The organism is Thiohalomonas denitrificans, assembly GCF_016841685.1.
Taxonomy (GTDB): Bacteria; Pseudomonadota; Gammaproteobacteria; order Thiohalomonadales; family Thiohalomonadaceae; genus Thiohalomonas; species Thiohalomonas denitrificans_A.
Genome location: NZ_JAENYR010000021.1, coordinates 1 through 25,620 on the forward strand (window position 1 = coordinate 1; position 25,620 = coordinate 25,620).

Genomic DNA, 25,620 nt, shown 5'->3' on the forward strand with positions numbered 1-25,620 from the left:
CTGGTACTTGGCACTTCGAGATAGCTTCGTCGCTGAGGCTCCTCGCTATGACAAGGGGGACGTTCGTCACTGGTTCGGGGCCGTGCAGCGGCGGGGGCGGCTCGCAACGGATATCATGATAGTGCACCCTCTCGCCATTGCGGTGGACGTGCACCCCGGATCCCGCCGTTACCTTACCGACGAAAGCAAATGGCACTCCCGTCTGAGTCAATACGCGATTATCCCATCCGTATATCGTCTACACTTCGCGTTACTGTGATCCACCATGGAAGGAGGAAGCATGCCAATCCAAAGAAGACGACGTCTGCATTCATTCTGGCCGCCCGGCTATCACATGGGACCATGGCACCATCCCATGCCGCACTACGGACCGCCACCCGGTTGGGGCGGCTGGGGCTGGGGCCGGCCCACGCCTGAAGAAGAGAAGGAGTATCTGGATGACCACATCGAGATGCTGAAGGAGGAACTCGCCGCCGCCGAGGAGTACCGCAAGGAGCTGGAAGGATCCGAATAGCGCTGCCGTAGCGTTCATTCCGGTACGGCCAGGGCCAGCAGCAGGACGGCGATGTCCCGTTATCAGCCAAGGCGACGCGGGCACAGAGGGGTGCTCGGAGGGCACTATCTGATTCCGGGCTGCCACGCCCCCAACTGCCGGTCCGGGGCCTAGGAGCCTGTCGGACTTAACACTGATCTACTCGGCTCGGGCATCCTGCTTCGCTCTAACTCCTCCATTCATGGAGTCGTGCGGAAAAGCCGGATTCGGCCAGATTTTCCGATCCTTCTCGTTAAATAGACCCACTCGGCTCGGGCATCCTGCTTCGCTCTACCGACTGCGTCCATGCAGTCGTATTCGCCTCGAAAGATCGAAAAATCTGTCTCAGACCGGCTTCCCCTCGCTACGATCAGTCAAGTCCGACAGGCTCCTAGCGGCAGTGCGTACACTACCGTTCGGCGATGTTGGTCAAGGCGGCCGCACATAGGCTCAGACTATTCGGGGTTGAGCTGATAGAAAACCGGTGGATTCGCCTGGGCCCTTTAGGACGGACCCTCAATACTGGTTGCGGAAATTCTCGGCCATATTGCCCCTTTCCGGATTGCGTGCGGCCCCATCACCTACCGATGTCCTCCTCAAACCGCTCCCTATACCGCGAATCGCTGGGTTCGGGGACAACGCGCCCTCGAAGCGGCTGCTCATCAAGGGCGCGGGTAGCGCTTAGGATCCGGTTTACGACGGCCTGGCGTAGAAAGCAGAGTCCTTGGCGATGTAGGCCGCGATCTCTTGTACGTCTTCGACCACCTCCGGGGACCACGTTACTTCGAAAGCCATTTCCCGAATCGGGCTTCCGCCTGCTCCTGACTCAGTGTCCCTTCAGAGGCACAGCACGCTGCTCACCTGCTTGACCTTCTCCAATGCGTACAGGTGGTACTGGATATCTTGGTAGCTGCTATCGTCGGGCAGGTTCTTCAGGAGCTGTTCGACCTCGTTTTTCGCTGTCTGCATGCTCCTTTCCTCACGTCGGCCTTCCGTAACCATATCAGTTCCCATACGGCGCCCGCGGAGGCCGAGAGCGTCGAGCCGTTTATTCGGCGGGTAGCAGGCATCGATATCCAGGTGTCCGGGTTCATTGAACCACTTCACATCAGCTTCATGGATGTCGCGGTGGGTTGGCGCTAAGATAGGCGCCCTTCATTCATAACGACACAAGATCAGCACCTTGAGAGTCGATCCAAAGACCATTACACGCGCCCTGCTAATCGAGGATTGCGGCCATGGTGCCTACGAGCGGGGCCGGGGCTATTTCCATCAGGGGCGCGCCAGGGTTGTCGAATTGCAGCCGTTCAGCGCCGGAGTGTCGCTGTTGACTACCAATCGCGGCAGTGGACGGCGAGTTTATGACCAGACCATCGAGATCCAGGCTACGTTCTATGGCACCTCTATCGAGGGCTTCTGCAGCTGCCCTGTCGGCTTTAACTGCAAGCATGTGGTGGCCGGCTGCCTCGCCTGGCAGGAACAGGCGAGCGCCGGGGCGGGCATGGTCCCCTCCGGTGGCTTCGAGTGGTGGCTCGCCCGCTTCACGGGGAGTAATACGGCCGAAGGCCATGAACCGCCCGAGGCGCTACTGTACCTAATCAGCGGTGCGGCCCACGGCGGGGATGTCGAGGTGGATTTCGCCATCGCCCGGCGCAAACGCGACGGCGACTGGGGCAAGGGGCGCAGGGTGAATCTCTCCACCCTGGCGACCCCGTACAGTCTTCCCCGCTACATGCAGCCTGGCGATGAAGAGATCATCTCGTTGCTGGCGGCGGGCAACCCTTATCAATGGGGCCGGACCGGCCTCAAGGGTGCCGCCGGCCATACGGCCTTGATGCTGATGCTCGACAGCGGCCGCGCCTTTTGGGGCGAACATCGCGCCGGGCCGTTGCAACCGGGCGCCGAGCGCGATGCGGATATCTCATGGGAGAGAATCGACGGCGGCTATCGACTACGGCTCGGCTCGAGCGGTTTGGGCCGCAATGTGCCTGTCAAGCCGCCCTTGTACCTCGATTCGGTACATCATGAGGTGGGTCCGATACGCCTGCCGACGGGAATCGATGCCGAAAACCTCGACCTCATCGACCAGGCCCCGCTGGTGGCGGAACGCGATGCCAAGGCCATCAGCCGGATGCTCGCGCTACGCCACCCCGAGTTGCCCACGCCCGCACCGGTGTCGGTGACGGAGTTGCACGCCTCCCCTACTCCCGTCCTGAAGCTGCACCTGAACGGCGAACAACCGCTCGATTCCCGTCTCGCGCTCTCTTTCCACTACGGCGAGAGCGATATCGACGGGGCCGACCCGGCGCCGGTGGTAGCGCGGGAACAGGGCGAAGGGCTGGTCCACATCCACCGTGATTTCCCGGCCGAGAACATCGCACGCGAACAGCTCCTCGGCGAGGGGATGGAACCGTTGGCGGAACGGCCCGCGCACTTTGGCCTTTCCCGCGAGGGGCGGGACCGGCAGGGGGCGCTCGCCGACTGGTTTGATTTCCTCGAGACCGGCGTGCCCCGGCTGCGAACACAGGGATGGCGGATTGAAGAGGCGGTGGAGTCGACCCTTAGCCTGAGCCGGGCCGGTGAGATTGAGGCGGAGGTCGAGGATTCGGACAACGACTGGTTCGGGCTGCGCTTCGACCTGGAAATCGACGGGAAAAAGGTGCCGCTGCTGCCGCTGGTCAGTCAGCTGATCGGCGATTACCGCCCCGGCGAACTCCCGGAGACGCTCTATCTCGACGCCGGTGCCGGGCGCTATATCGCCGTGGCGGGCAAGCAGATAGAGCCGGTGCTACAGACCATCATCGACCTGTTCGACAAGACGGAGGGCGGCGACTCCCTGCGCTTGCCGCGCGTTGACGCGCCGGCACTGCTGGACCTGGGCGAGACCCGCGTCAAGGGCGGCGAAAGCCTGAAGAAGATGGCACAACGCCTGCGCGACTTCGACGGCCTGCGCGAGGCGAAGGTGCCGATGACCTTCAAGGGGACCCTGCGCGGCTATCAGCAGCAGGGAGTCAACTGGCTGCAGTTCCTGCGCGAATATGGCCTAGCCGGGATCCTGGCCGACGACATGGGGCTGGGCAAGACGGTGCAGGCCCTTGCCCACCTGACCATCGAAAAGCGCGCCGGGCGGATGAAGCGGCCCAGCCTCATCGTTGCCCCGACCAGCCTGATGGGCAATTGGCGGCGCGAGGCGGCGCAATTCGCGCCCGGACTCAAGGTGCTGGTGCTGCACGGCCCCGACCGGCACGCCCGTTTCGATATGATCGACGCGCACGACCTCGTGCTTACCACCTATCCACTGCTGCCCCGAGACCGCGAGGTGCTCCTGGAACGCGACTATCACTACCTGATCCTCGACGAGGCGCAGCAGATCAAGAATCCCCGTGCCCAGGCGGCGCAACTGGTGCGGGCCATCCAGGCCAACCACCGCCTTTGTCTCACCGGCACGCCGATGGAGAATCACCTGGGCGAGTTGTGGGCGCAGTTCGATTTCCTCCTGCCCGGCTTTCTCGACAGCCGCGAGGCGTTTACCCGCATCTACCGCACCCCGATCGAAAAGCAGGGCGACGCCGAGAAGCTGCAGCGGCTCACCCGGCGCACCGCGCCATTCATGCTGCGCCGCACCAAGGAGGTGGTGGCCCGGGAGCTACCGCAAAAGAGCGAGTTGCTCCGCACCATTCCCATCGAGGGCCGACAGGCCACCCTCTACGAAAGCATCCGCCTGACCATGGAAAAGCGGGTCCGCGAGGCCATCGCCCACAAGGGGCTGGCGCGCAGCCACATCACGATCCTCGATGCCCTGCTCAAGCTGCGCCAGGTCTGCTGCGATCCCCGCCTGCTGCCAGCGGGCACCAAAGGCGGCAAGGGCGCCCACTCGGCCAAGCTGGCGATGCTGATGGAGCTGCTGCCGGAGCTGCTCGACGAGGGGCGGCGCATCCTGCTGTTCTCCCAGTTCACCACCATGCTCGGACTGATCGAGACGGAACTTGCCAAGCGCAAGATCGCCTACAGCAAACTGACGGGGCAGACCCGCAACCGCGATGAGGCCATCGAGACCTTTCGCGGCGGCGAGGTCAACCTGTTCCTCATCAGCCTCAAGGCGGGCGGCGTAGGTCTCAATCTCACCGAGGCCGATACCGTGATCCACTACGATCCCTGGTGGAACCCGGCGGTCGAATCCCAAGCCACCGATCGGGCCCACCGCATCGGCCAGGATAAACCGGTGTTCGTCTACAAGCTCCTCACGGAGGGGACGGTGGAGGAGAAGATCCTCGCGTTACAGGAGCAAAAGCGCCGGCTCGCCGACAATATCTACGGCAAGGGGCGCAAGGAGGACGAACTGCCCATCGACGCCGATACCATTAAAACCCTGCTGGCGTAAACTCGGACACACCTTCGCACTGCCCAAATTATGCTTGTGTAGCATAGAACGGCGGATGCGTCGGTTGTACTCTTTGAACGCCCCCCCGGTTCTCCTCCCGCCATCGGCTCTCGCTCTCTCTGGCTTTGGCCATGGGGACCTCCTGGGCGGTCATGATCGTGATGGCGTTGTAGCAAGCTGCTACAGGGGGGGACCAGCGCTAGGACAGCCCCTCCAGGGTAAACGCATTCTCACACTTTGCCGGCGAGCAAACCAAATCCTTGATAGCAGGTACGCTGTGAATACGACCTGCAGGGATGTAGAAGTGAAGATGATGCAGGAGCAATCATCTTTCATCCGTGTACGCTCGACGGCAGCATCCCTCGACAAGTGTGCTCCTGCATTGTCTAACACCGCCATCCCTGGCGGCGTGCTGCCGACGACCTGCTATCAAGGACTGACACCGCTCGCTTCAAAGTAGGCGGTTGCCCTGACAGCCCCTCGATAGGGAGCTCGCATCGGGTTTCGCCGAATGACCCTTGGGCCGACGGGGTGTCAACCTTCGGCATTGGAAATCAATGTCTCAGGGGAGGCCGGGCGTTTTTTTATACAGCCCGCCAAGAGCTGATTTGATTGCTGTCTTCAACGGCTGCTCATCCAGAAGCCTATTTTCGGAATAGACCGCTTGCCTACTCGGTACGGTCACAAGATCGTAATCATTCTGACATTATCAATCACTAGGGTGGCAACATCATCGGTTGCCTGTTCACCCTATCGTAATGACTCAGAAAATCGACTCGCTGATTCTGTCAGTTCCCGCAGTTTCGCCGAATATATCCATCGAGGAAGTCGGCGAATATTTCCTGAAGGACGAATTCAAGGCCCTGCTTTCCATTCCGGTGGTCGAAGCGGGTAAACCGGTTGGTGTGGTCAGCCGTTACCAGATGATGAATATCTTTATCAAGCTATATGGCCGCGAACTGCACGGGCGCAAGCCTGTATCCCGGATCATGAATGTCCATCCGGTAACGGTCTCTTCGGACCAGTCCATGGAAGAGGCAAGCCGCTATATCACGCGCAACATCGGCTTTCCCATCACCGAGGACTTTATCATTGTTGATGATGGCGGGGCTTATACGGGTGTCGGCGTGGTGCTCGATCTACTCAAGGCGATGGAGCACCAATTGGTTAAACACGGAAAGGAACTCTCCGTTGCCTACAACGAACTCAAGTCGTCACAGGCACAGCTCATCCAGTCGGAGAAGATGGCCTCGCTGGGACAGATGGTGGCCGGCGTCGCCCATGAGATCAATACCCCCTTGGGCTACGTGCGCAACAATGTCGAGCTATTCCGGGAGAACCAGCGTCAGCTAAGTGGGTTGCTTGGTGCACATGGCCTATTGCTCGATGCACTTCACGCAGAGGATCCGGACGACGAGCTGATCATGGAGCGGCTGGCGCAGATCAAAAAATGGCACCGGCTGGACGGACAGGAGACGGAGACGCTGTTCGATGACACCTTCTTTGGTATCGACCAGATAGCAGAGTTGGTTGCGAGCCTGAAGAACTTCAGTCGGGTAGATCAGGCTATGGCCGATAACATCAGCATCAACGAGTGTCTCGATACCACGCTCAAGATTGCCCACAACACCCTCAAACAGAAGGTGACCGTTGTCCGTGATTACGGTTCGCTGCCGGCAATCCGCTGCATGCCGTCGAAACTCAATCAGGTGTTTCTCAATCTGGTGACCAATTCTGCCCAGGCCATCGATGAGAACGGCAAACTTCTGATCAAGACCTTCACCAAGGACAGCTTCCTATTTGTGGTAGTCGAAGACGACGGCAGAGGCATACCCGAAGACGTCCTGCCGCAGATCTTTGATCCCTTCTATACGACCAAACCGGTCGGTCAGGGTACCGGCCTTGGGTTGGCGATCAGCCATCAGATCGTCGAGGAGCACGGTGGTGCGATTCGCGTCTCCTCCAGGGTGGGCGTTGGTACGCGTTTTGTCATCCGGCTTCCGCTCGACGGGGCGCCGGCACAACACACACTCGTCGCCGGCGGGTGAAACAACCGGAGTGCCCCTTCATGAGTGAAATCACCCTACTACTCGTCGACGATGAGGAGCGGATCCTGCGCTCCCTCGCACCCTTGTTCCGCAACCAGTACCGGGTTCTCGCCACCACCGAACCGGAAGAGGCACTGACCATCCTGAGGCGTGAAACCGTAGATGTTATCATCAGTGACCAGCGGATGCCGGCCATGCTTGGGGCAGAACTGCTCTACAAGACGCGTAGAATCTCGCCCCCGACCATGCGCATTCTGCTTACCGGTTATTCCGACCTTGGCGCCGCCATCGCGGCGGTCAACGAGGGCGAAATCTTTCGCTACGTTAGCAAGCCGTGGAATGCCCAAGAGCTGCGGGATACGGTAGCGGAGGCCGCGGCTATCGCCCAGCAGGGCTTCTCCGGTCCGGCTTGCCTACCCACCGAGACGGAGCGCGACAGGGTGAAGGTCCTGGTGATCGAAGACGATACGAAGACAATGGATACCATCCGGGAGATCACCCGGGACGGTTGCGACGACGAGTGCGAGCTGTACTGTGTGGATAACCTCGAAGAGGCGACGGAGCTGCTCCGCTGCGAGGAGATCGGGCTTATCGTGACAGAGTTGCGCGTCGACGAAGAGGACACCATCAGCACCATCAAAGCACTGAAGCGCTATCAGCCCAACGTGGTCACGGTGGTCGTGACGAGCTACCGCGACAACATGGCCCTCATCGGGCTCATTAATGAAGGACAGATCTACCGCTTTTTACCCAAGCCGGTGAGTCGCACGCTGCTCGCCCGCAGCCTGCAGTCGGCCCTGCATCATCACCGCCTGTTACGTATCGCTCCGACAATCCGCGATCGGTATACCGTCCTGCCTTCCCTCGAGGAAAGGCAGGACATGCTGCCCGCCCGTCTGCGTGGTCTCATCACCCGCATGCGTCGGTGTTCGTCGACATAGTCGTTCCCGGTTCAGGCCATCCCGCGCTTTGGCGATCGATTGAGCCGAGGAGCTGTGATCTCCAGGTCTGTCCCCGTTTTCCCGCCAACGTAACCACAGCGTCAAACCTCTGTAACACAGGTTCTGCAGCATGCCTTTGGCTATCTTAAGTAAATCTTCAGAGGATTGACTCATGAAAAAAAGGATCATCACGCTGGCTGTAACGGCCGCTCTCACCTCACTGGTCACCGCCTGTGTCGATGAGGGTGATGACGGTATTGATGGTGTCGACGGGCTCGATGGCACCACGAGTAACACCAATCCGCTCCGACGATTGGCCACTGCACCGTTAGGTGCCGAGTTCACGGGCATGTTCCTCAACGACGACGGCACCTTCTTCCTCAACGTGCAGCACCCAAGCATCTCCAACACCACCGCCGATGCCAACGGCTACGTCTACGACAAAGGAACCGTCGGCGCCATCGTCGGCAAGGATTTCCGAAGTCTGCCCGATGATATCGCAGAACTGGATCTGCCGATTATCAATGCCGACAAGGAAGTGGTAATGACCGCCGTCGGCAGCTATCAGGTATTGGCACAGCAGGACGATGCCGCTGCCGGTATTGACCTGGGTAAAATCTTCGCCGCCGACAGCACCACCGAACTCGCCAGCAGCGACGATCCGGACTTCAACGGCGCCATTTCGACCGGAAACACCGGCGAGTACTTCCTCTACACCAACTGGGAGTACCGTCCCGGCGGCATGAGCCGAATCCAGCTCGGCGGACTCGACCCGAATAACGGTTACGGCTCTGTCACCAGGGAAGGAATGCTCGACTTCTCCGGTGTCGAAGGCACGTGGGTCAACTGCTTCGGCACCGTTAGCCCGTGGGGCTCCATGCTCTCTGCCGAGGAGCTCTACTTCGACGACACCGCCGACTGGTTCGACGCCACCAACAGCAGCCCGCAGTCACTGGCCGCCTATCTCGGCTACCCCACAGACGGCAGCGGCCAGTGGCCCAATCCCTACCGCTACGGCTATAACGTCGAGGTGGGTGGCAACAACACCGCCACTGAGGCCGCTTTGGCCAATGTGGAGATCAACAAAAACGAGACCCTGGGCCGCTTCTCCCATGAAAACGCCGTGGTAATGCCCGATGAGAAGACCGTCTTCCTCAGCGACGACGGCACCGATGTCGTCCTCTTCAAGTTTGTCGCCGATAGCGCCGGGAACATGAGCGCCGGTACCCTCTACGCCGCCAAGGTCACCCAGGCTGCCGGCGTCAAGGATCCAGCAGAGGCGGCCTTCGCCGTCGAATGGGTTGAACTGGCCCACGGTGACGAGGCCGACATCGAAAGCTGGATCGCCGAATACGACAGTGCCACCGTAGCCAGCCCGAACTACATCACCGACCAGCAGGCGAACGACTGGGCCGAGGCCAAACTGCACCAGGATCTCGACGGCAGCGGCAGCATCGCCACCAGCCCGTTCAGCGATGATCGCCCCGCCTTCCTCGAGAGCCGCAAGGCCGCCGCCGCCCTGGGTGCCACCGACGAGTTCCGCAAGATGGAAGGGGTCAATATCAACTACGGTCGGGCCTCCACCTGGTGGAACGCAGGCGCCACTGACGGTGCCCGGGCCTACATGTACCTGGCCATGTCCAGCTTCGACAACGGTATGAGCGACGAAGTGGGCGACATCCAGCTCGACGGTACCAACAGCAAGTGCGGTCTGGTCTACCGCATGAAGCTGGAGAAGAACGCCGCGGGTGAGGTCGACGTCAAGACCATGGTTCCGGCCATCGTCGGTGGTCCCTACTACGCTGACCGTGAGGTCAACGCGTGTAACGTCAACAACATCTCCAATCCGGACAATCTGGTGATCATGGATGATGGCCGCGTGCTTGTCGGTGAAGACAGCGGCAACCACGAGAACAACATGGTGTGGCTCTTCGACGACCCGGCCATTTGATGCGTTTTCATCGTCATCGATAGCCGGGGGGGGGCGGCCTGTGCCGCTCCCCTTATTCTTGTTGGGCCACGCATGGCGTGCAGCACCGATTGGTGCTATTCCCGTCACTGTAGAGGTGACTGGATGAACTTGCGGGTGCAAGTCCTCTAATGGCCCGGCAAGGGAACTGTCCGGCGATTAAGCGTCTTGCGATCTCTTCCTGTAATCACTGGTTGGCGAGCTCGGAATAGCTCTCGATACGCTTCCAGGCAGATTTTCTGCGGTACGGACAAGACGCAGGTATTTATCTTTGAACGCGGTCTCCCGGATGATACAGCCATCGGGCGCATGTAAAATTATTTATTATTTTGACTGGGGTCATGGCACCTGTTCCTTAATGGCAGTGCGGGTCTACAGGCTCTCGGACGAGGATGGCAATGGCTTGAAGTGTGACTTGAGTGGGTGCCCGAGTGATTCCATCCGAGGCCCCAGAAAAGAAGAAGATGAACTGAGCTCTCCTGTACGAAGAGGCCCAATCGGGAGGCTAAAAGGAAACAGAGGGATTAGATTTACTCGTATGGACACTTCAAAAGGACGAAATGAACGTGCGCTCGCTTTGATTGCCGAAGCCGTGTTGGCGCCGTCGAGCCACAATACCCAACCCTGGCTCTTCCGGATCTCGGAATCGGCCATTGACCTTTACGCCGATCGCTCCCGCGCACTGCCCATCAACGACCCGGATGATCGGGAGTTGACGATAAGCTGCGGGTGCGCCCTGATGAACCTCCGGGTGGCTGCTGCGGTTCGCGGCGAGGTGCTGCAGATTGAGCTGCTCCCCTCTCGCAATGTGCCCGATTGGCTGGCCCGCGCCTCCTTCTGCGACCAGCCGCGAGTGTTTGGTTCGGAAGCCGGACTTGCGGACTCCCTTGCGCGCCGCCGTACCTATCGAAAGCGTTTCGCAGCCAAAGCGGTAGACTCGACCACACGCGATCGCATGGTCAGTGCGGCGAAGGCCGAAGGCGCCTTGCTTCGGCCATTGCTGAGCGAATCGGTTCGAGGTCAGGCTGCGAGCCTCGTGGCCGCAGGCGATGCGATACAGTGGGGTGACCCCGATTGGCGACGCGAGCTGGCGGCATGGATGCGCCCGCGACATCGCGGTGACGGCTTGACCGTTCCGGCCCTGGCGGCACCGGTGACTCGGTGGGTGGGTCGGCACCTGGCTATGGGGCGGTCCGTCGGTGCGAAGAATCGGAAGCGGATGGAGGCGGCGCCGCTGCCTGCCGTGTTGGGCACGGATGGCGACGGCCCGCGGGACTGGCTGCTGGCGGGTCAGGCACTCCAGCATGCCCTTCTGGTGGCCACTTGGCACGGCCTGCAAGCCTCCTACTTCAACCAGCCGATAGAGGTTACGGATCTGCGACCCCGACTCGCCCAGCTGGTCGAAGGCGGTGGATTCCCGCAAATCCTGCTGGGCTTCGGTCGCCCCATCGAAACCGTACCCGCTTCTCCTCGGCGTCCGGTAGGTGAGGTGGTCGAATCCGTGGAGAGTGGGCAGTGCTGATTATGGCCGGTGGCATCGTTATGGCATTGGCCGCAATGTTCGCGGCATCGGCATTTGGCGCGCACCGCTGGACTCAGGAGACGCAAAGGCTGCGCGGGCGGATCGAGGCAAACCGTTCACCCGTCGAACCGCAGCGGATCGATTTTCGGGAACTCGATGGGTTGCCGATCCCGGTTCAGCGCTATTTTCGACGGGTGCTGAAAGAGGGAGGGCCGATGGTAAGCGGTGTGCGTGTGCGCCACCGCGGCACGTTCGACACGGGAACGACAGAGGCGCGGTGGAAGCCTTTCACATCCGAACAGTGCGTGGTCACCCGGCGACCGGGGTTCGACTGGGACGGGCGAATCGGCGTGATGCCGGGGCTTTCAGTTCGGGTGCACGATACCTATGTCGCCGGTGAAGGTGTGCTCCATGCGGCGCTGCTCGGCCTGTTTACGGTGGCTGACCTGCGGGGCTCTCACGAAGTGGCCGAGGGCGAGCTGATGCGCTTCTTTGCCGACGCCGTCTGGTATCCGACCGCGCTGCTGCCCAGTCAGGGAGTGCGGTGGGAGGCGGTTGATGCCCACTCGGCACGGGGTACGCTGGTTGACGGCGAGATCGTCCTTACGATGCTGTTTCGTTTTGGCCAGGAGGGTTTAATAGAGAGTGTGAGCGCCGATGCGCGCAACCGTAGCGTGGGCGATCGGTTCGTTCCGACACCCTGGCTGGGACGCTTCCGAAATTATGCCCTGCGCAGCGATATGCGGATACCGCTCGAAGGCGAGGTGGCGTGGCTGCTGCCTGAAGGTGCGAAGCCCTATTGGCGCGGCCGGATTACCGAGATTCGTTATGAGTTTGCCGAAGGATTGCCCCCTTCCCGGGGGCATTGACCATGTTGCGTAGCAGAAACAGGCCTTCTTACGAAGCCATTTGATCGAGTAGCTGCTGCGCCCTCTGTTTCTGCTCGGTATCACCCTCTTGCAGGACCTCGTCCAGCATTTCCCGGGCGCCTGAGGCATCGCCCATCTCCACATAGGCGGTCGCCAGGTCGAGTTTGGTACCGATTTCGTCAAGCCCACCACCGAACTCCTCGTCCAGGTCGAGATCGAAGTCGCCCGACCCCTCCTCCGGCCCGGATTCCGTCGCAGACCCGTTGGCCAACGCCGATGGTTCTTCATCCATACCAAAGCCGAAATCGAGAACCGCTTCGTCGCCTGAAGTTTCCGAGGCACCGACCGATGGGATCTCATTGGTTGTGAATTCCGGTTCGGCAGTATCGCCGTCATCATCCGAGAGCTTGAAATCCCCGAGGTCAAAGTCCATTACGGCACCTTCCTCGTGTTCGATCTCCTCCGGCTGGGCGGATGTCTCGCTCTGCTCCTCGGGGAGGTCGAAGTCATCAAGGCTGAACTCCAGCCCGTTGTCCTCAGAACCGGTTTCGGCTCCCGCTCCCTCACTGGCCGGTTTGGCGGCCCCGGGGTTGGCTGACTCGGTGTCGTCCAGCCCGAAGTCGAGTTCTTCGAATCCATTGTCACGGGCTGGGGCGGCAGTCTCCTCAAAGCCCTGACGAGGGGAATCCTCTTCAGTGTCGAATCCGAAATCGAGATCACTAAAATCATCGTTCTCGGGCGTGTTCGGTTCAGCCGACTCCCCCTCCGTTTCGCCGTCCATTTCGAAACCGAGGTCATCCGCATCGGCGGAAACCGCTGCTTCGGACTCCGAACGGTCGGTGTCAACCCACTGTTTCGGCAACTCATCGTCCAGCTCGGAAAGGTCCACGCCCAAGTCGAGGTCCCAATCGGTGTCACCCGCTGAAGCGCCAGCCTTTTGATCACCGCTCCCGTGCTCATGGGAGTGCTCCATCTCCGCCGCCAGGGCATCCAGGTCCAGCCCGATATCGAGCACGTCGTCAACTCCCGTCACCGGTTCTTCTGACGGTTCGTCGGCGACTGCAGGGTTTTTCGGTGCTTCCGCGAACAGGTCGTGCTCCGGAGCCAACTCGTGGCCCATAGCGGCAATCTTGTCCCAAAGCGGACCGGTGCCCCCCAGAGCGGCATGAGCCGCACCGGCCTGGGCCAAAAAGGCCCTCTTGTTCCTGGTTTTGTCGTAAATCTCCATCAGCTTCACCAGCAGCTCGTGACGCTCCGGCTCCTGCTCGATAGCGTCCTTGAGCAACTCTTCCGCCTGCTGATGACGACCATAGGCCATATAGACGTCGGCTTCGGTAATGGGATCCACTTCGGAATCCTCGACGGGCATACCACCCATGCCGTCATCGGCCAAGTCACTCAGTAGCGAAGTTTCCATGGAGGAGTCCCCTTCGCCGCCTTTCGGATTCAGCATGGAAGAGGTGCCGCCGGTAAGGATGCTCTCCTGGAAACTGCCACCGTTCATGCGCCGGCGAATGACAATGGCGAGCAGACCCAGCAAGACGATACCGAGGCCAAGACCGCCAATCGTATACGGATTGGACAGGAGTTTATCCATGACCCCGTACGGATTGGACAGGAGTTTATCCATGAACCCCGACGGATTGGACAGGAGTTCATCCATAAGCCCGACCTGAACCGGCTCCGGCTCCGGCTCCGGCTCCGACACGGGTTTAAGCTTGGGCTTGGGCTTGGGCGTGGGTTGCGACTTGGCCGTTTCGCTGTTCGCCTGGACGCTCTGGACCGGGTTATCTGCTGCGTTATCGGCCACGGGCGTTTCGTTTTCCGCATCGACCGGTGCCGATTGCTGGTCTGCCGACCCTTTTTCAGAGAGCCCCTTTTCGGAGTTGTCTTCGACCAGTTGCCCCTGGATCTGACCCATCTCGTTGCTCTTGAGGCTCACCAGGCGCTGCATCGAGGCAAGCTGTCCCTCAAGCTCCTGCAGCCGCTCGCGAAGCTCGCCGTTTTCCTGGCGCTGCGTCTCCGCAGCCTCCAACGCCAGCATCAGCTCATTGCGGACCTCCCGGATATCGTCCTCGCCCGACTCCGATGTTCCCCCGGCCTCGGACGCCTTCCCTTCGGGCGCCAACAGCTTCAGCTTGGCCTTCTCCCGCGTGGCCACCGAAGAGACCGGCGCCGGCTCCGGTGAGCCGCCGGCGGCGCTCTGCTCGTTACGCGATGCCTTCATCCGTTCCCAACTCCGGGACTGGCGAGCGACCTCCCTTATCGCATCGGCCTGGTTGAGCTCACGTGCCATCGCCGCATCGTCGAGGCGCAGAATAGCGCCTTTGCGCAGCTTGTTGATGTTGTCGTCGAGAAAGGCGTCCGGGTTGGCCCGGAACAGCGCGATCATCATCTGGTGGATGCTGGCATCACCATTTTTACGCAGGCGCCTGGCAATCGACCAGAGGGTTTCATTGGCCTGTACAGGACCATGGACAATGGAGCCATCTCCACGTCCGGCGGGCGATGTGCGTGGCTCCCCCGAGGTGCGTTGCACCGATGTACTTGGCTCCGTTGCGGTCCTGGAAGTCCTCGCCGGAGCAGCGGCGGGTGCTACTGTGTTCGGTGTCCGGCCTTTGGCTATTTCCGGTGGGTCAAGCAGAAGGGTATATTCGCGCAGCAGCTTGCCATAGCGCCACTCCACATCGACAAGAAAATCCAGGAACGGTTCACGAATCGCCTCTTTGGAAGTGACCCGGACATGAGGCTTGCCACTGGGGCCTTTTTCCACGACGAAATCGAGTAAGGCCAAGGTTCCGACTCGCTCGATGCCTATGCGCTCAAATGCGTCATAGGAGGCAAGCTCGACCTCAATGCTTGCCAGGTCGCCCTCTTCCACTGACAACAGATCGATCTTGGCATTGAGCTTTTCGTTGAGTGCGGAGTACAGGTGAATGTCACCCAGCCCCAAGCCCCATACCGATAACGGTGTTGCCAGCAAAAGAGACACCAGCGTCCGAACCAGCTTGCGCACCATCATCACTCCCACAGTAGCTGCCAATAACCCGCGGCTGCACAAAATCCTTCAGGCTCACGGGCTTGAGGTCAAAACCTCGAAAATATCTTGAGTAATAGCGACTAACTATATACCAGTGTGCTGTAATGGATAAAGGGTCAAGATAACCACATACTTTGAAACGAGTGATGCAAGTCCTTGCTGGCAGGTCGTCGGCAGCAAGGATGCTGCCGTCGAGCCTGCGGGAATGTATTCACGACGTACCTGATATCAAGGACTTGCATCGCTCGCCAAGCACCAGGCTTGTGATATGCGTTCACCCTGGGTAGAAGGTACCTGTTCAGCGTGTCGACAAGCGATTACCTGCAAGGCCTACCTCTCAGCATCGGCACGGTTTTTTCGACAAAATGCAATGCCGCAGACGAAGGCTCCTCCCTGCGCCCCGGAAGAGAGCCCGCCAAGTGGTTCGAAACGGCGTTTAAAGAACAACCCTCAACTTAAATGCACCTTTTTAACCGTGACTGCACACTAAAGAAACTCGCCAACCAGAACTTCCGCTATCTGCACGCTATTGACGGCTCCACCTCGGCGGATATTGTCAGCCACTATCCACAGGTCCAAACCGTGGGGATGGGAGGCATCTTGCCGGATACGGCCCACATGCAATTCCTCACTTTCCGCGGCATCGGTGACAGGCGTCGGGTAACCTTCTTCACCGTCATCCGATACCTCGATGCCCGGTGTATCCCGATAGAGCTCACGGAGCCCATCACTGCTCAGCGGCTCACGCGTTTCCAGATGCACGGCCATCGCATGACCGAAGAAAAGTGGCAGCTGCACCGCTGTCGGGTTAATGCCCAGATCCGGCGCCGCGAACACCCGGCGTAGCGCATCCATCAGCGCCCGCTCCTCGCGGTTGTAGTCACCCGGCTCGGGAGGACCCACCTGGGGCAGGATATTGAAAGCGATCTGGCGGGAGAATATCCCGGTTTCCACCGGCTGCACATTGAGCAATTTCGCAGTCTGGGAAGCCAACTCGTTCACGCCGGCTTTCCCCTGGCCCGAAACGGCATGAAAACTCACGACATTTACCCGCGTCACCCCAACCTGTCGCTGGATCGGCGCCAGGGCAAGAGCCAGGATCACCGCCGCCGAGGAGGGAGATGCCAAAATGTGACGGGCTTCAAAATCCCCCACCGCCTCCGAGTTCACTTCGGGAACGATCACGGGCACATCGGGGTCACTGCCGTAGGCACCCGATGCGTCGATCACTATGCATCCGGCTTCCACCGCAGAGGGCGCAACTTCAACAGCCAACGCTTCATCGCAAGCCAGAAACACGATACGGGAATCAGTGAAATCGAAGGTATCCGGGTCCTTGACAGGAACCCGTTTGCCGCGGAATTGCGCGTAGCTGCTTTCGGCTCCGCGTTCGAGAAGGAACAGCCGGCCCACGGGGAAATCCCGATCGGCCAGCGATTCGATAATGGCAGCTCCCACCAGAGTGGTGGCACCGACCACGGCCACATCAAAGGCCTTGCTCATAGGTATTGTAAATCTCTGTGTTGGTACTGAGATGGACCCTGTGACCTGCCGCTGTTCTGGCAGGCGCCAGGGGCCTTTGTTCTAAATAGCTGTTCCGAAATCGTGTCCAACACGCTCCTTTGGTGCCATACCGAGATACATGTAGGAGCGGCGGAAGCCGCGATTCGGCGCTTCGCGACTTCCGTCGCTCCTACATGCATGGACACCAATTTGGAACACGTATTTAGCTCTCCAGGAGAATACGCAGCATGCGGCGCAGAGGCTCGGCCGCACCCCACAGGAGCTGGTCCCCGACCGTAAAGGCAGCCAGGTACTCGGGTCCCATACGCAGCTTGCGAAGCCGTCCCACCGGTACATCCAGCGTCCCGGTCACGGCGGCCGGGCTCAGCTCGCGCATGGTGGCTTTCTTTTCGTTGGGCACGACTTTCGCCCAATCGTTGGCCGAGGCCAGGATGCCCTCGATGTCGGCCAGCGGTACATCTTTCTTGAGCTTGATGGTCAGCGCCTGACTGTGGGAGCGCATGGCACCGATACGGACGCAGATCCCATCGATGGGGATCGGATTTCCCGATCGGCCGAGGATCTTGTTGGTCTCCACCTCGGCCTTCCACTCCTCCTTGCTCTGACCACCCTCGGTCTCGCAATCCAGCCAAGCAATGAGGGATCCGGCCAGGGGGGCGCCCCACTGCTGCTGCGGGTATTCGGGACTGCGCATGAAATCGGAGACCCTGCGGTCGATCTCCAGGATGCCGCTGGCGGGGTCCTCCAGCAGGTCTTTGGAGACGTCGTAGAGGGCCCCCATCTGCTGAAGCAGTTCACGCATGTTCTGCGCACCGGCGCCCGAGGCCGCCTGATAGGTCATGGGGCTAATCCACTCGATCAGCTCCTCCTTGAACAGCCCGCCCAGACCCATCATCATCAGGCTTACGGTGCAGTTGCCGCCTACGAAGGTCTTGGCACCATTGGCCAATCGGTCGGTGATTACATCGCGATTGACCGGATCCAGGACGATGGTGGCAGCGTCATCCATACGCAGGGTGGAGGCAGCATCGATCCAGTAGCCCTTCCATCCCGCCTCGCGCAGCTTGCCGTATACCGATTCGGTATAGCCGCCGCCCTGGCAGGAGATAATGGCCTCCATCTGCTTGAGCTCATCGATGTCTTTGGCGTCCTTGAGCGGCGGCACATCCTTGCCCACATCCGGACCCGGTTTCCCGGCTTGAGAGGTGGTGAAGAACACCGGGTCGATATCCGCGAAGTCGTTCTCCTCGCGCATACGCTGCATCAGCACGGAACCCACCATGCCGCGCCAGCCGACAAAACCTACTCGCTTCATAACTTAATCTCCTTGGGTTAACCGCAAAGACGCAAAGAGCGCAAAGGCCTTTTGCCCCTAAGGCCCCGGGAACCGCAGACGATGCACTCGCCAGATGTTACCCCCTGTTCTTCTTTTTCTTGGCGCTCTTTGCGTCTTTGCGGTGAGTCTTTTTCAGTTCAGCCGCGCAGGGCGGCTACGACGGCATCGCCCATTTCGGCGGTGCCCACTTTCTCGGAACCTTCTGTCCAGATATCCGCGGTCCGCTTGCCTTGATCCAGTATGGCATTGACGGCCTTTTCGATACGGTCGGCCATTTCCGGCTCGTCAAGCGTGTAACGGAGCATCATCGCCACGGAGAGGATGGTGGCGAGCGGATTGGCGATATTCCGGCCGGCGATATCCGGCGCCGAACCGTGGATCGGCTCGTACATACCCTTGCCGTTTTCATCCAGCGAGGCGGAGGGCAGCATGCCGATGGAGCCGGTCAGCATGGCGGCGGCATCCGAAAGGATGTCGCCGAACATGTTGGTGGTCACCATCACATCGAACTGCTTGGGTGCACGCACCAGCTGCATCGCGGCATTATCCACATACATGTGCGACAGTTCGATTTCCGGTTGGCCTTTCGCCTCCTCGATCATCACCTCGCGCCAGAGCTCGGTGCACTCCAGTACATTCGCCTTGTCCACCGAGCAGACCCGCTTGTCGCGCTTCATGGCGATATCGAAGGCCACCTTGCCGATGCGGCGAATCTCCGATTCGGAGTAGACCAGAGTATTGAAACCCTGCCTTTCACCATTTTCCAGCGTACGCACTCCACGCGGCTGACCGAAGTAGATGCCGCCGGTGAGCTCACGGACGATCATGATATCCAGCCCCGAGACCACCTCGGGTTTCAGGGTCGATGCCGAAGCAAGTTGCGGATAGAGCAGCGCCGGACGCAGATTGGCAAACAGCCCCAGACCGGAGCGCAGCCCAAGTAGCCCCTTCTCAGGGCGCACTTCGATGGGCAGCGACTCCCATTTGTAACCGCCGACCGCCCCCAGCAGTACCGCGTCTGCGGATTTGGCAAGGTCCAGGGTCTCCTCCGGCAGCGGATGACCCTTGGCATCGTACGCCGCACCACCGACCAGCCCCTCTTCCATTTCCACATCGAGGCCGAAGTCGGCCCGAAGGACATCGATCACCTTGACCGCCTCGGCGACGATCTCCTGACCGATCCCGTCACCGGGCAAAACCGCGATTTTTTTTGTCATTGAATTTCTCTATCTGATCTTTTAACCGCAAAGGTCGCTAAGGAACGCGAAGACAAAAATCCAAATTCTGTTCAGAAGGTCGTCAACTCAAGAACACCTTCCTTCTCTATCTGATCTTTCAACCGCAAAGGTCGCTAAGGAACGCGAAGGCAAAACCCTTTAAACCGCGAAGGAACCCTAAGAAAACAGCCGGCATGATAATTCACCTACCACACCAGAAACCAAATCCTTCAACCCTTTGCGTCCCTTCGCGTCCCTTCGCGTCCTTTGCGGTTAATCCTCCTAATTCTATTCAGAAGGTCATTGACGCTGTTCAACGGCTCTCAACTCAAGAATACCTTCCTTTTCTATCTGATCCTTAACCGCAAAGGTCGCTAAGGAACGCGAAGACAAAATTCTAAATTCCGTTCACCACTCGTCTTATCCCTTGCTTCATTCTAAGAACATTGAAATTCAGCAAATAGCCGAGCCTAAATCACCCAAGCCGCAAATATCCCAGAATCTGGGCTAAATGAAGGTCGTTGATGTGTTCAACAGCTTTCAATTCGAGAACAACTTCGCCTTCCACCAGCATATCCAGCCGGTATCCAGCATCAAGCATCACTCCATCATATGCGACAGGCTGAGATACTTGTCACTCTACTACTATTCCTCGCTTTCGAAGTTCATGCTCCAGGCAAACTTCATAGGTACTCTCAAGCAGCCCCGGGCCCAGCTTCGAATGAACACTAATTGCACTATCGACTACTTCCCGTCCGATTTCTTCAATCATCATTCCTTAGCGTCCCTTCGCGTCCTTTGCGGTAGGCTTTTTTCAGAACAACCAGGGCGCTTCCTGGCGGCGGCGCTGTTCGTAGGCGCGGATTTCGTCCACATGCTGCAGGGTGAGGCCGATGTCATCGAGGCCCTCCAGCAGGCAGTGCTTGCGGGAGGCGTCAACCTCGAATTCGAAGACCTCACCCGAGGGCGTGGTGATCCTCTGGGCCGCCAGATCCACGGTCAATCGGTAGCCCTCCTTCGCCTCGGTCTCCCGGAACAGCGTATCCACCGTCGCTTCCGGCAGGACGATAGGCAATATGCCGTTCTTGAAGCAGTTGTTGAAGAAAATGTCGGCGAATGAAGGGGCGATAATCACCCGAAAGCCGTAATCCAGCAAGGCCCAGGGCGCATGCTCACGGGACGAACCGCAACCGAAGTTCTGGCGGGCCAGAAGAATGCTCGCCCCCTGATAGCGCGGCCGATTGAGCACGAACTCCGGGTTCAGGGGACGTTGCGAGTTGTCCATTCCCGGCTCGCCATGATCCAGATAGCGCCACTCATCGAACAGATTCGGCCCGAAGCCCGTGCGTTTGATCGATTTCAGAAACTGCTTGGGGATGATGGCGTCGGTATCCACATTGGCCCGATCCAGCGGCGCCACCAGGCCCGTCAACTGCTCGAATTTTTCCATGATTAAAACCCTTTAAACCGCGAAGGACGCGAAGGAACGCCAAGAAAACAAAACCGGCCCCAAGCCTCCCCTAGGCGCCTTTTGCCAGCTCCATACTTCATCACGCCTTTCCATGGTTAAAACCCTTTTAACCGCGAAGGACGCGAAAGGAACGCTAAGAAAACACAACCGGACCCGGGCCTCCCCTAGGCGCCTTTTGCCGGCTCGATAATTCACCACGCCAAAAGCCAAGTACTTCAACCCTTTGCGTACCTTCGCGACCTTTGCGGTTAATGCTCTTATCCGAAATCCCGGATATCGACGAAATGGCCGGCGATGGCTGCGGCGGCGGCCATGGCAGGGCTGACCAGATGGGTCCGGCTGCCCCGGCCCTGGCGGCCCTCGAAGTTGCGGTTCGAGGTGGAGGCGCAGCGCTCGCCGGGTTCCAAACGGTCGGCGTTCATGGCCAGGCACATGGAGCAGCCCGGTTCACGCCATTCGAAACCGGCGTCGAGGAAAATCCGGTCGAGTCCCTCCTCTTCGGCCTGTTTTTTCACCAGCCCCGAGCCCGGCACGACCAGCGCCAATTTGACCGAATCGGCTTTCTTGCGCCCCTTGGCAACGGCTGCCGCCTCGCGCAGGTCTTCGATGCGGGAATTGGTGCAGGAACCGATGAAGGCCTTGTCGATGGCGATGTCGGTGATCGGGGTATTGGCCTCCAGGCCCATGTACTCCAGAGCCCGGCGCATGCCGCCCGCCTTCACCTCATCGGATTCCTCGCCGGGATCCGGAATCTTGGCATCGATGCCGACAACCATTTCCGGGGAGGTACCCCAGGAGACCTGCGGTGCGATTTGCGTCACATCGATGTGCACCACGCGATCAAATTCGGCGTCATCATCGGATTTCAGGTCCTGCCATGCGGCGACGGCCCGTTCCCACTGCTCGCCCTGGGGGCTGTAGGGACGCCCCTTCACGTAGTCGATGGTCTTGTCGTCCACCGCCACCATGCCGGCCCGGGCACCCGCTTCGATGGCCATGTTGCAGATCGTCATGCGCCCCTCCACCGAGAGATCGCGGATCGCCTCGCCGCCGAACTCGATGGCGTAACCGGTACCGCCGGCAGTGCCGAGCTCGCCAATAATCGCCAGAACGATATCCTTGGCGGTGACTCCGGGCCCCACCTTGCCATCCACCGAGACCAGCATATTCCGGGATTTCTTCTGCACCAGGCAGCCGGTGGCCAGCACATGCTCCACCTCTGAGGTGCCGATGCCGTGGGCGAGGGCGCCGAAGGCGCCGTGGGTCGAGGTATGGGAATCACCGCAGACCACAGTCATGCCGGGCAGGGTTGCCCCCTCTTCGGGGCCGATGACGTGCACGATGCCCTGACGGACATCGCCCATCGGAAAGTAGGTGATACCGAATTCCGCCACGTTGGCGTCCAGGGTCTCCACCTGAGTACGGGCGATGGGGTCCTCGATGCCGCGGCTACGATCGGTGGTCGGCACGTTATGGTCCGGCGTCGCCAGAACCGTGTCGGTCCGCCACGGCTTGCGGCCGGCCAGCCGCAGGCCTTCAAAGGCCTGTGGCGAAGTCACTTCGTGGACGAGGTGGCGATCAATATAGATGAGCGATGTCCCCTCTTCGTCCGTACGAACGACGTGGGCATCCCAAAGTTTGTCGTAAAGTGTCTTTCCAGTCATTGCGCCTTCTCGGGAGATTCGATGGCGTCCATCGCCACTGATGGTATGGTAAACCCGCTGCAATCAATTACTCAAATTCATATTTTTCATGTAGCCTATAACTTACAGGAATAGAACTCCGTTCCCGACGCACCCATCGTAATCGATGGATTTTCCTCTGTGTTCTTCGTGGTAATCGATAACTCCTTTTCGTGGACATTCCCAACCTTCAAGCGTTCCTCGCCGTCTCCGACGCTGAATCCTTTTCCCGTGCGGCAACCCGACTCCACCTCACTCAACCGGCGGTTAGCAAGCGTGTCGCCGCACTCGAGGAAGAGATGGGAGCGGCCCTGTTTGATCGGGTCGGTCACCATATTGTCCTCACCGAGGCAGGACGAGCACTCCTGCCTAATGCGCGCAAGGTCCTGGAGGCGGTCGAAAATGGACGTCGTGCGGTGCTCAAACTCTCGGGGACGGTGGCCGGACGGCTCAGCATCGGCACCAGCCACCACATCGGTCTGCATCGTCTGCCTCCGGCACTGCGCCGTTTCCTTACCCGCTACCCGGGGGTCAAACTCGATCTCCGCTTCATGGATTCGGAGCAGGCCTGCCGGGCGGTGGAGACCGGGGAACTCGAGCTGGCGGTGGTCACGCTCCCACCGGCACCGGCGCCGGGGCTTCTGGCACGCACCATCTGGGATGACCCGCTGGCTATCGTCGCCAGCAGAGAACACCCGCTCACCACCGTGCCGACACCCACTCCGTCCGACCTGACGGTCCACCCGGCGGTACTCCCCGCTCGCGGGACCTATACCCGCCAGACCGTGGAACGCGCACTCCTCCCGCTTGGCCTGGAACTCAATGTCGAACTCTCGACCAACTATCTGGAGACCATTCGCATGCTGGTCAGCGTCGGGCTGGGCTGGAGCGTATTACCCGCCACAATGATCGGTAGCGATTTGGCAACCATCGCCATCCCCGAACTGCAGCTGGAACGCCAACTGGGCCTGGTCTGCCACCGTGCCCGGACCCTCTCCAACGCCGCAAGCGCCTTCGCGGCGGAGTTGGATAAGGGAGATGAAACCGCAGAGATCGCAAAGGTTCGCTAGGGCGGAATTGTCGGAAGCCGATTCCGCCTGATTGGCGTCGCGGTATGGCCGAAGATCGGGTCCTGATCTTCGCGATCCTTTGCGACCTTTGCGGTTAATATTCGCAGCGGAGTCGGATAAAAGAGATGAATCCGCGAAGATCGCAAAGGTTCGCTAAGGCGGAATTGTCGGAAGCCGATTCCGCCTGATTGGCGTCGCGGTATGGCCGAAGATCGGGTCCTGAACTTCGCGATCCTTTGCGACCTTTGCGGTTAATATTTCAAATTCAAAGCTCGCTCCACATGCGCATCAGGTTGATATAGGAGTGGTCGACAGCGTCGCATTCGGGGGAGCCTGGCTCACGTTTGAGGAGACTCTCCCGCGCCCGGCTGAGGTTGTACAGCAGTTCGCGCTTCTCCGGGTCGCGCACCAGGCTCTGGATCCAGAGGACCGCCACGAGGCGCTCCCCCGCCGTCACCTCTTCCACCCGGTGCAGCGTACCGGAAGGATAGATGACCGCGTCGCCGGCATTCAGCTTGATGTGCTGTTCACCGAACGGAGTCCGGATCACCAATTCACCGCCCTGGTACTCCTCGGGACCACTCAGGGCGATGGTGCAGGAGACATCGGTGCGGTAACGGCCGTTGTCCGGCCCCATGATAGGGTCATCGATATGGTCGCCGTAGCGCATGCCCGGCGTGTAGCGGGCAATGATGGGCGTGGCGACCCGGTACGGCAGCGCACCGTTTCGAAAAGGCTCGCTGCGGTAGAGGCTGCCCACCAGGGCACGATTCAACGGGTCGCGAACCTCCGATCCCCGATCCAGTTCCAGGTTTTTCTTGACCTTCTCGGCGGCCTTTCCGGCGGTGAGTCTGCCATCCACGAAACGGGCCTTTGAGACGGCATTGGCTACCGTGGTCAGCTCTTCCGGCGAAAGTACGCCCGGGATCCTGAGCAGCATGTCATCACCTCTCTAGTGTACTGTTGCATGCTTGTCGGTGCTTTCAGCGAGCCGCTGGCCGGCCAGCGGCTCGCCCGAAGGGAGCCCCCCAAGAACGCCATGACGGCGTTGCAGCGCTTGACAAGGGAATAACCATTGCCTGCGCGCTGCGCCTTGTCCTGACGCTTTTGGGGGGCTCTGAAAGTATCGCCAAGCATGCAACAGTACACTGGGTTTGCGCCTCCATCATAGCTGAACGGAATCATGTTCAGCCACGGAGGACAAAACAACTTGAACCACGCTGGACACGGAAATTTAAAAATAAACCTAACTACTCACCCGTCATTCCCTGTCACCCCCGCGCAGGCGGGGGGAGGCGGGAATCCAGAGAACAGAAGCATGACTCAAGATGGATCCCCGCCTACGCGGGGATGACCGATTTCCTGGGCCGTGCGCGATCACCCGGGCGAGCAGTTACCAATAAACACCCGTGGTTAACCACTTCGGGTCTCTGTGTCCCCGGTGGTTGCCTCCACGCATCAGCGTTATCCTGTTCTTATGCGTCCACTCGATGATGCGCCGCAGGGCATTTTGGGTTGCTGGTTTGCAGAACCGCTAGAAAGGGGTGCTGCAGAGGAGCTATTGAGAGCAGCCGATGTCCGGCAGAGGCGACTCGCGCGGCAGAGGGCATCGTGCCGGGTTTGCCGACTGATGCGGATGGTGGCCAATTTCTGGTTAGAACACGATATAGAAGGGGAGTTCGAGCGGCTCGCGAAGAAGCCCGGCACAGGGGCCCACGAACGGATCCTGGCGCGCCAGATCTACGGCCAACTGCTGATGAGCCGGCGGCTCGCGGGCGCCCACGAACAGCTGCAAACGGCTTTCGCTGCGGCGAGCGATCTCTATGCACCGGGTGACTACTTCCTGACCATGCGCCGCAACGCCCTGCTCCGCCACCTGCCGCTATCCGGGCAGCCGCATCCACCGCTCGGCCTGCAACAACTGCTCACCACCGCCGCCGTTGCCGCCCAGCTGCAGCGCAGCGCCCCTTCCTACCGAGCCGGTCCGTTCGACCGTAGCGATACCTTTGGATAACAGC

The 25,620-nt window shown here is 60.0% G+C and carries 18 protein-coding genes and 1 pseudogene; 10 read left to right on the plus strand and 9 right to left on the minus strand.

All coding sequences use genetic code 11. The features are described 5' to 3' along the window. Together Q7L05_RS06460 and Q7L05_RS06465 are read left to right on the plus strand one after the other, a co-directional pair. Window positions 1-259, plus strand: a 259-nt coding sequence (locus Q7L05_RS06460; RefSeq protein ID WP_303903674.1) for a hypothetical protein, incomplete at its 5' end; no start/stop codon positions are given. Window positions 260-280: 21 nt separating this feature from the next. After that, window positions 281-514, plus strand: a complete 234-nt coding sequence (locus tag Q7L05_RS06465) for a DUF5320 domain-containing protein (protein ID WP_303903677.1) — start codon at window positions 281-283, stop codon at window positions 512-514. Between the two features lie 855 nt (window positions 515-1,369). On the opposite strand, the gene Q7L05_RS06470 is transcribed toward Q7L05_RS06465, so the two are convergent. Then, window positions 1,370-1,501: a hypothetical protein gene (locus Q7L05_RS06470; protein WP_303903680.1), complete on the minus strand. Its 132-nt coding sequence runs from the start codon at window positions 1,499-1,501 to the stop codon at window positions 1,370-1,372. Between the two features lie 214 nt (window positions 1,502-1,715). On the opposite strand from Q7L05_RS06470, the gene Q7L05_RS06475 reads away from it, so the two are divergent. From Q7L05_RS06475 to Q7L05_RS06500, 6 genes are all read left to right on the plus strand, one after another. Further along, window positions 1,716-4,913, plus strand: coding sequence for a DEAD/DEAH box helicase (locus tag Q7L05_RS06475; protein ID WP_303903682.1), 3,198 nt, complete (start codon window positions 1,716-1,718; stop codon window positions 4,911-4,913). A gap of 758 nt (window positions 4,914-5,671) precedes the next feature. Then, window positions 5,672-6,961 carry an ATP-binding protein gene (locus Q7L05_RS06480; RefSeq protein WP_303903684.1) on the plus strand — a complete coding sequence of 430 codons (1,290 nt, stop codon included), beginning with the start codon at window positions 5,672-5,674 and terminating at the stop codon, window positions 6,959-6,961. A 20-nt stretch (window positions 6,962-6,981) separates the two neighbouring features. Beyond that, window positions 6,982-7,902 carry a response regulator gene (locus Q7L05_RS06485; RefSeq protein ID WP_303903686.1) on the plus strand — a complete coding sequence of 307 codons (921 nt, stop codon included), beginning with the start codon at window positions 6,982-6,984 and terminating at the stop codon, window positions 7,900-7,902. Window positions 7,903-8,074: 172 nt separating this feature from the next. After that, window positions 8,075-9,853 (plus strand): alkaline phosphatase PhoX, encoded by a 1,779-nt coding sequence (locus Q7L05_RS06490; protein ID WP_303903689.1) that lies wholly within the window; start codon window positions 8,075-8,077, stop codon window positions 9,851-9,853. A gap of 556 nt (window positions 9,854-10,409) precedes the next feature. Then, complete coding sequence (locus Q7L05_RS06495; protein WP_303903692.1) at window positions 10,410-11,393, plus strand: Acg family FMN-binding oxidoreductase; 984 nt, start codon at window positions 10,410-10,412, stop codon at window positions 11,391-11,393. A 2-nt stretch (window positions 11,394-11,395) separates the two neighbouring features. Next, on the plus strand, window positions 11,396-12,262 hold the full coding sequence (locus Q7L05_RS06500) for a DUF6920 family protein (RefSeq protein ID WP_317623103.1): 867 nt from the start codon (window positions 11,396-11,398) through the stop codon (window positions 12,260-12,262). A gap of 28 nt (window positions 12,263-12,290) precedes the next feature. Here the strand turns inward: Q7L05_RS06500 and Q7L05_RS06505 are convergent, their stop codons facing one another. The 7 genes and pseudogenes from Q7L05_RS06505 to leuC all read right to left on the minus strand — a co-directional run bounded on the left by Q7L05_RS06505 (window position 12,291) and on the right by leuC (window position 22,514). Further along, window positions 12,291-15,284 carry a FimV/HubP family polar landmark protein gene (locus Q7L05_RS06505; RefSeq protein ID WP_303903698.1) on the minus strand — a complete coding sequence of 998 codons (2,994 nt, stop codon included), beginning with the start codon at window positions 15,282-15,284 and terminating at the stop codon, window positions 12,291-12,293. Between the two features lie 504 nt (window positions 15,285-15,788). Further along, window positions 15,789-16,805, minus strand: coding sequence for an aspartate-semialdehyde dehydrogenase (locus Q7L05_RS06510; RefSeq protein WP_303903701.1), 1,017 nt, complete (start codon window positions 16,803-16,805; stop codon window positions 15,789-15,791). Between the two features lie 223 nt (window positions 16,806-17,028). Further along, window positions 17,029-18,141, minus strand: a complete 1,113-nt coding sequence (gene asd / locus Q7L05_RS06515; protein WP_303903704.1) for an aspartate-semialdehyde dehydrogenase — start codon at window positions 18,139-18,141, stop codon at window positions 17,029-17,031. Between the two features lie 158 nt (window positions 18,142-18,299). Next, window positions 18,300-19,379, minus strand: coding sequence for a 3-isopropylmalate dehydrogenase (gene leuB, locus Q7L05_RS06520; RefSeq protein ID WP_303903707.1), 1,080 nt, complete (start codon window positions 19,377-19,379; stop codon window positions 18,300-18,302). 475 nt (window positions 19,380-19,854) lie between these two features. After that, a pseudogene (locus Q7L05_RS06525) lies at window positions 19,855-20,154 on the minus strand (GxxExxY protein). Between the two features lie 39 nt (window positions 20,155-20,193). Then, window positions 20,194-20,829 (minus strand): 3-isopropylmalate dehydratase small subunit, encoded by a 636-nt coding sequence (leuD, locus tag Q7L05_RS06530; RefSeq protein WP_303903709.1) that lies wholly within the window; start codon window positions 20,827-20,829, stop codon window positions 20,194-20,196. 278 nt (window positions 20,830-21,107) lie between these two features. Next, the gene (gene leuC / locus Q7L05_RS06535) at window positions 21,108-22,514 is read right to left on the minus strand and encodes a 3-isopropylmalate dehydratase large subunit (RefSeq protein ID WP_303903711.1); all 1,407 of its coding nucleotides are present in this window, start codon (window positions 22,512-22,514) and stop codon (window positions 21,108-21,110) included. Window positions 22,515-22,705: 191 nt separating this feature from the next. Here leuC and Q7L05_RS06540 point away from each other — a divergent pair, with 191 nt between their 5' ends. Beyond that, window positions 22,706-23,602 (plus strand): LysR family transcriptional regulator, encoded by an 897-nt coding sequence (locus Q7L05_RS06540; protein WP_303903714.1) that lies wholly within the window; start codon window positions 22,706-22,708, stop codon window positions 23,600-23,602. Window positions 23,603-23,867: 265 nt separating this feature from the next. Here the strand turns inward: Q7L05_RS06540 and Q7L05_RS06545 are convergent, their stop codons facing one another. Then, window positions 23,868-24,542, minus strand: a complete 675-nt coding sequence (locus Q7L05_RS06545; protein ID WP_303903716.1) for a Fe2+-dependent dioxygenase — start codon at window positions 24,540-24,542, stop codon at window positions 23,868-23,870. Window positions 24,543-25,232: 690 nt separating this feature from the next. Here Q7L05_RS06545 and Q7L05_RS06550 point away from each other — a divergent pair. Next, window positions 25,233-25,616: a hypothetical protein gene (locus tag Q7L05_RS06550; RefSeq protein WP_303903719.1), complete on the plus strand. Its 384-nt coding sequence runs from the start codon at window positions 25,233-25,235 to the stop codon at window positions 25,614-25,616. Window positions 25,617-25,620 lie beyond the last annotated feature (4 nt).

Bases quoted from the DNA above. Each gene is read 5' to 3' on its own strand.
- Q7L05_RS06465 (WP_303903677.1), top strand. From the start codon at position 281: ATGCCAATCCAAAGAAGACGACGTCTGCATTCATTCTGGCCGCCCGGC.
- Q7L05_RS06470 (WP_303903680.1), bottom strand. From the start codon at position 1,501: ATGCAGACAGCGAAAAACGAGGTCGAACAGCTCCTGAAGAACCTGCCC.
- Q7L05_RS06480 (WP_303903684.1), top strand. From the start codon at position 5,672: ATGACTCAGAAAATCGACTCGCTGATTCTGTCAGTTCCCGCAGTTTCG.
- Q7L05_RS06485 (WP_303903686.1), top strand. From the start codon at position 6,982: ATGAGTGAAATCACCCTACTACTCGTCGACGATGAGGAGCGGATCCTG.
- Q7L05_RS06490 (WP_303903689.1), top strand. From the start codon at position 8,075: ATGAAAAAAAGGATCATCACGCTGGCTGTAACGGCCGCTCTCACCTCA.
- Q7L05_RS06495 (WP_303903692.1), top strand. From the start codon at position 10,410: ATGGACACTTCAAAAGGACGAAATGAACGTGCGCTCGCTTTGATTGCC.
- Q7L05_RS06500 (WP_317623103.1), top strand. From the start codon at position 11,396: ATGGCCGGTGGCATCGTTATGGCATTGGCCGCAATGTTCGCGGCATCG.
- Q7L05_RS06505 (WP_303903698.1), bottom strand. From the start codon at position 15,284: ATGATGGTGCGCAAGCTGGTTCGGACGCTGGTGTCTCTTTTGCTGGCA.
- Q7L05_RS06510 (WP_303903701.1), bottom strand. From the start codon at position 16,805: ATGAGCAAGGCCTTTGATGTGGCCGTGGTCGGTGCCACCACTCTGGTG.
- asd (WP_303903704.1), bottom strand. From the start codon at position 18,141: ATGAAGCGAGTAGGTTTTGTCGGCTGGCGCGGCATGGTGGGTTCCGTG.
- leuB (WP_303903707.1), bottom strand. From the start codon at position 19,379: ATGACAAAAAAAATCGCGGTTTTGCCCGGTGACGGGATCGGTCAGGAG.
- leuD (WP_303903709.1), bottom strand. From the start codon at position 20,829: ATGGAAAAATTCGAGCAGTTGACGGGCCTGGTGGCGCCGCTGGATCGG.
- leuC (WP_303903711.1), bottom strand. From the start codon at position 22,514: ATGACTGGAAAGACACTTTACGACAAACTTTGGGATGCCCACGTCGTT.
- Q7L05_RS06545 (WP_303903716.1), bottom strand. From the start codon at position 24,542: ATGCTGCTCAGGATCCCGGGCGTACTTTCGCCGGAAGAGCTGACCACG.
- Q7L05_RS06550 (WP_303903719.1), top strand. From the start codon at position 25,233: ATGCGGATGGTGGCCAATTTCTGGTTAGAACACGATATAGAAGGGGAG.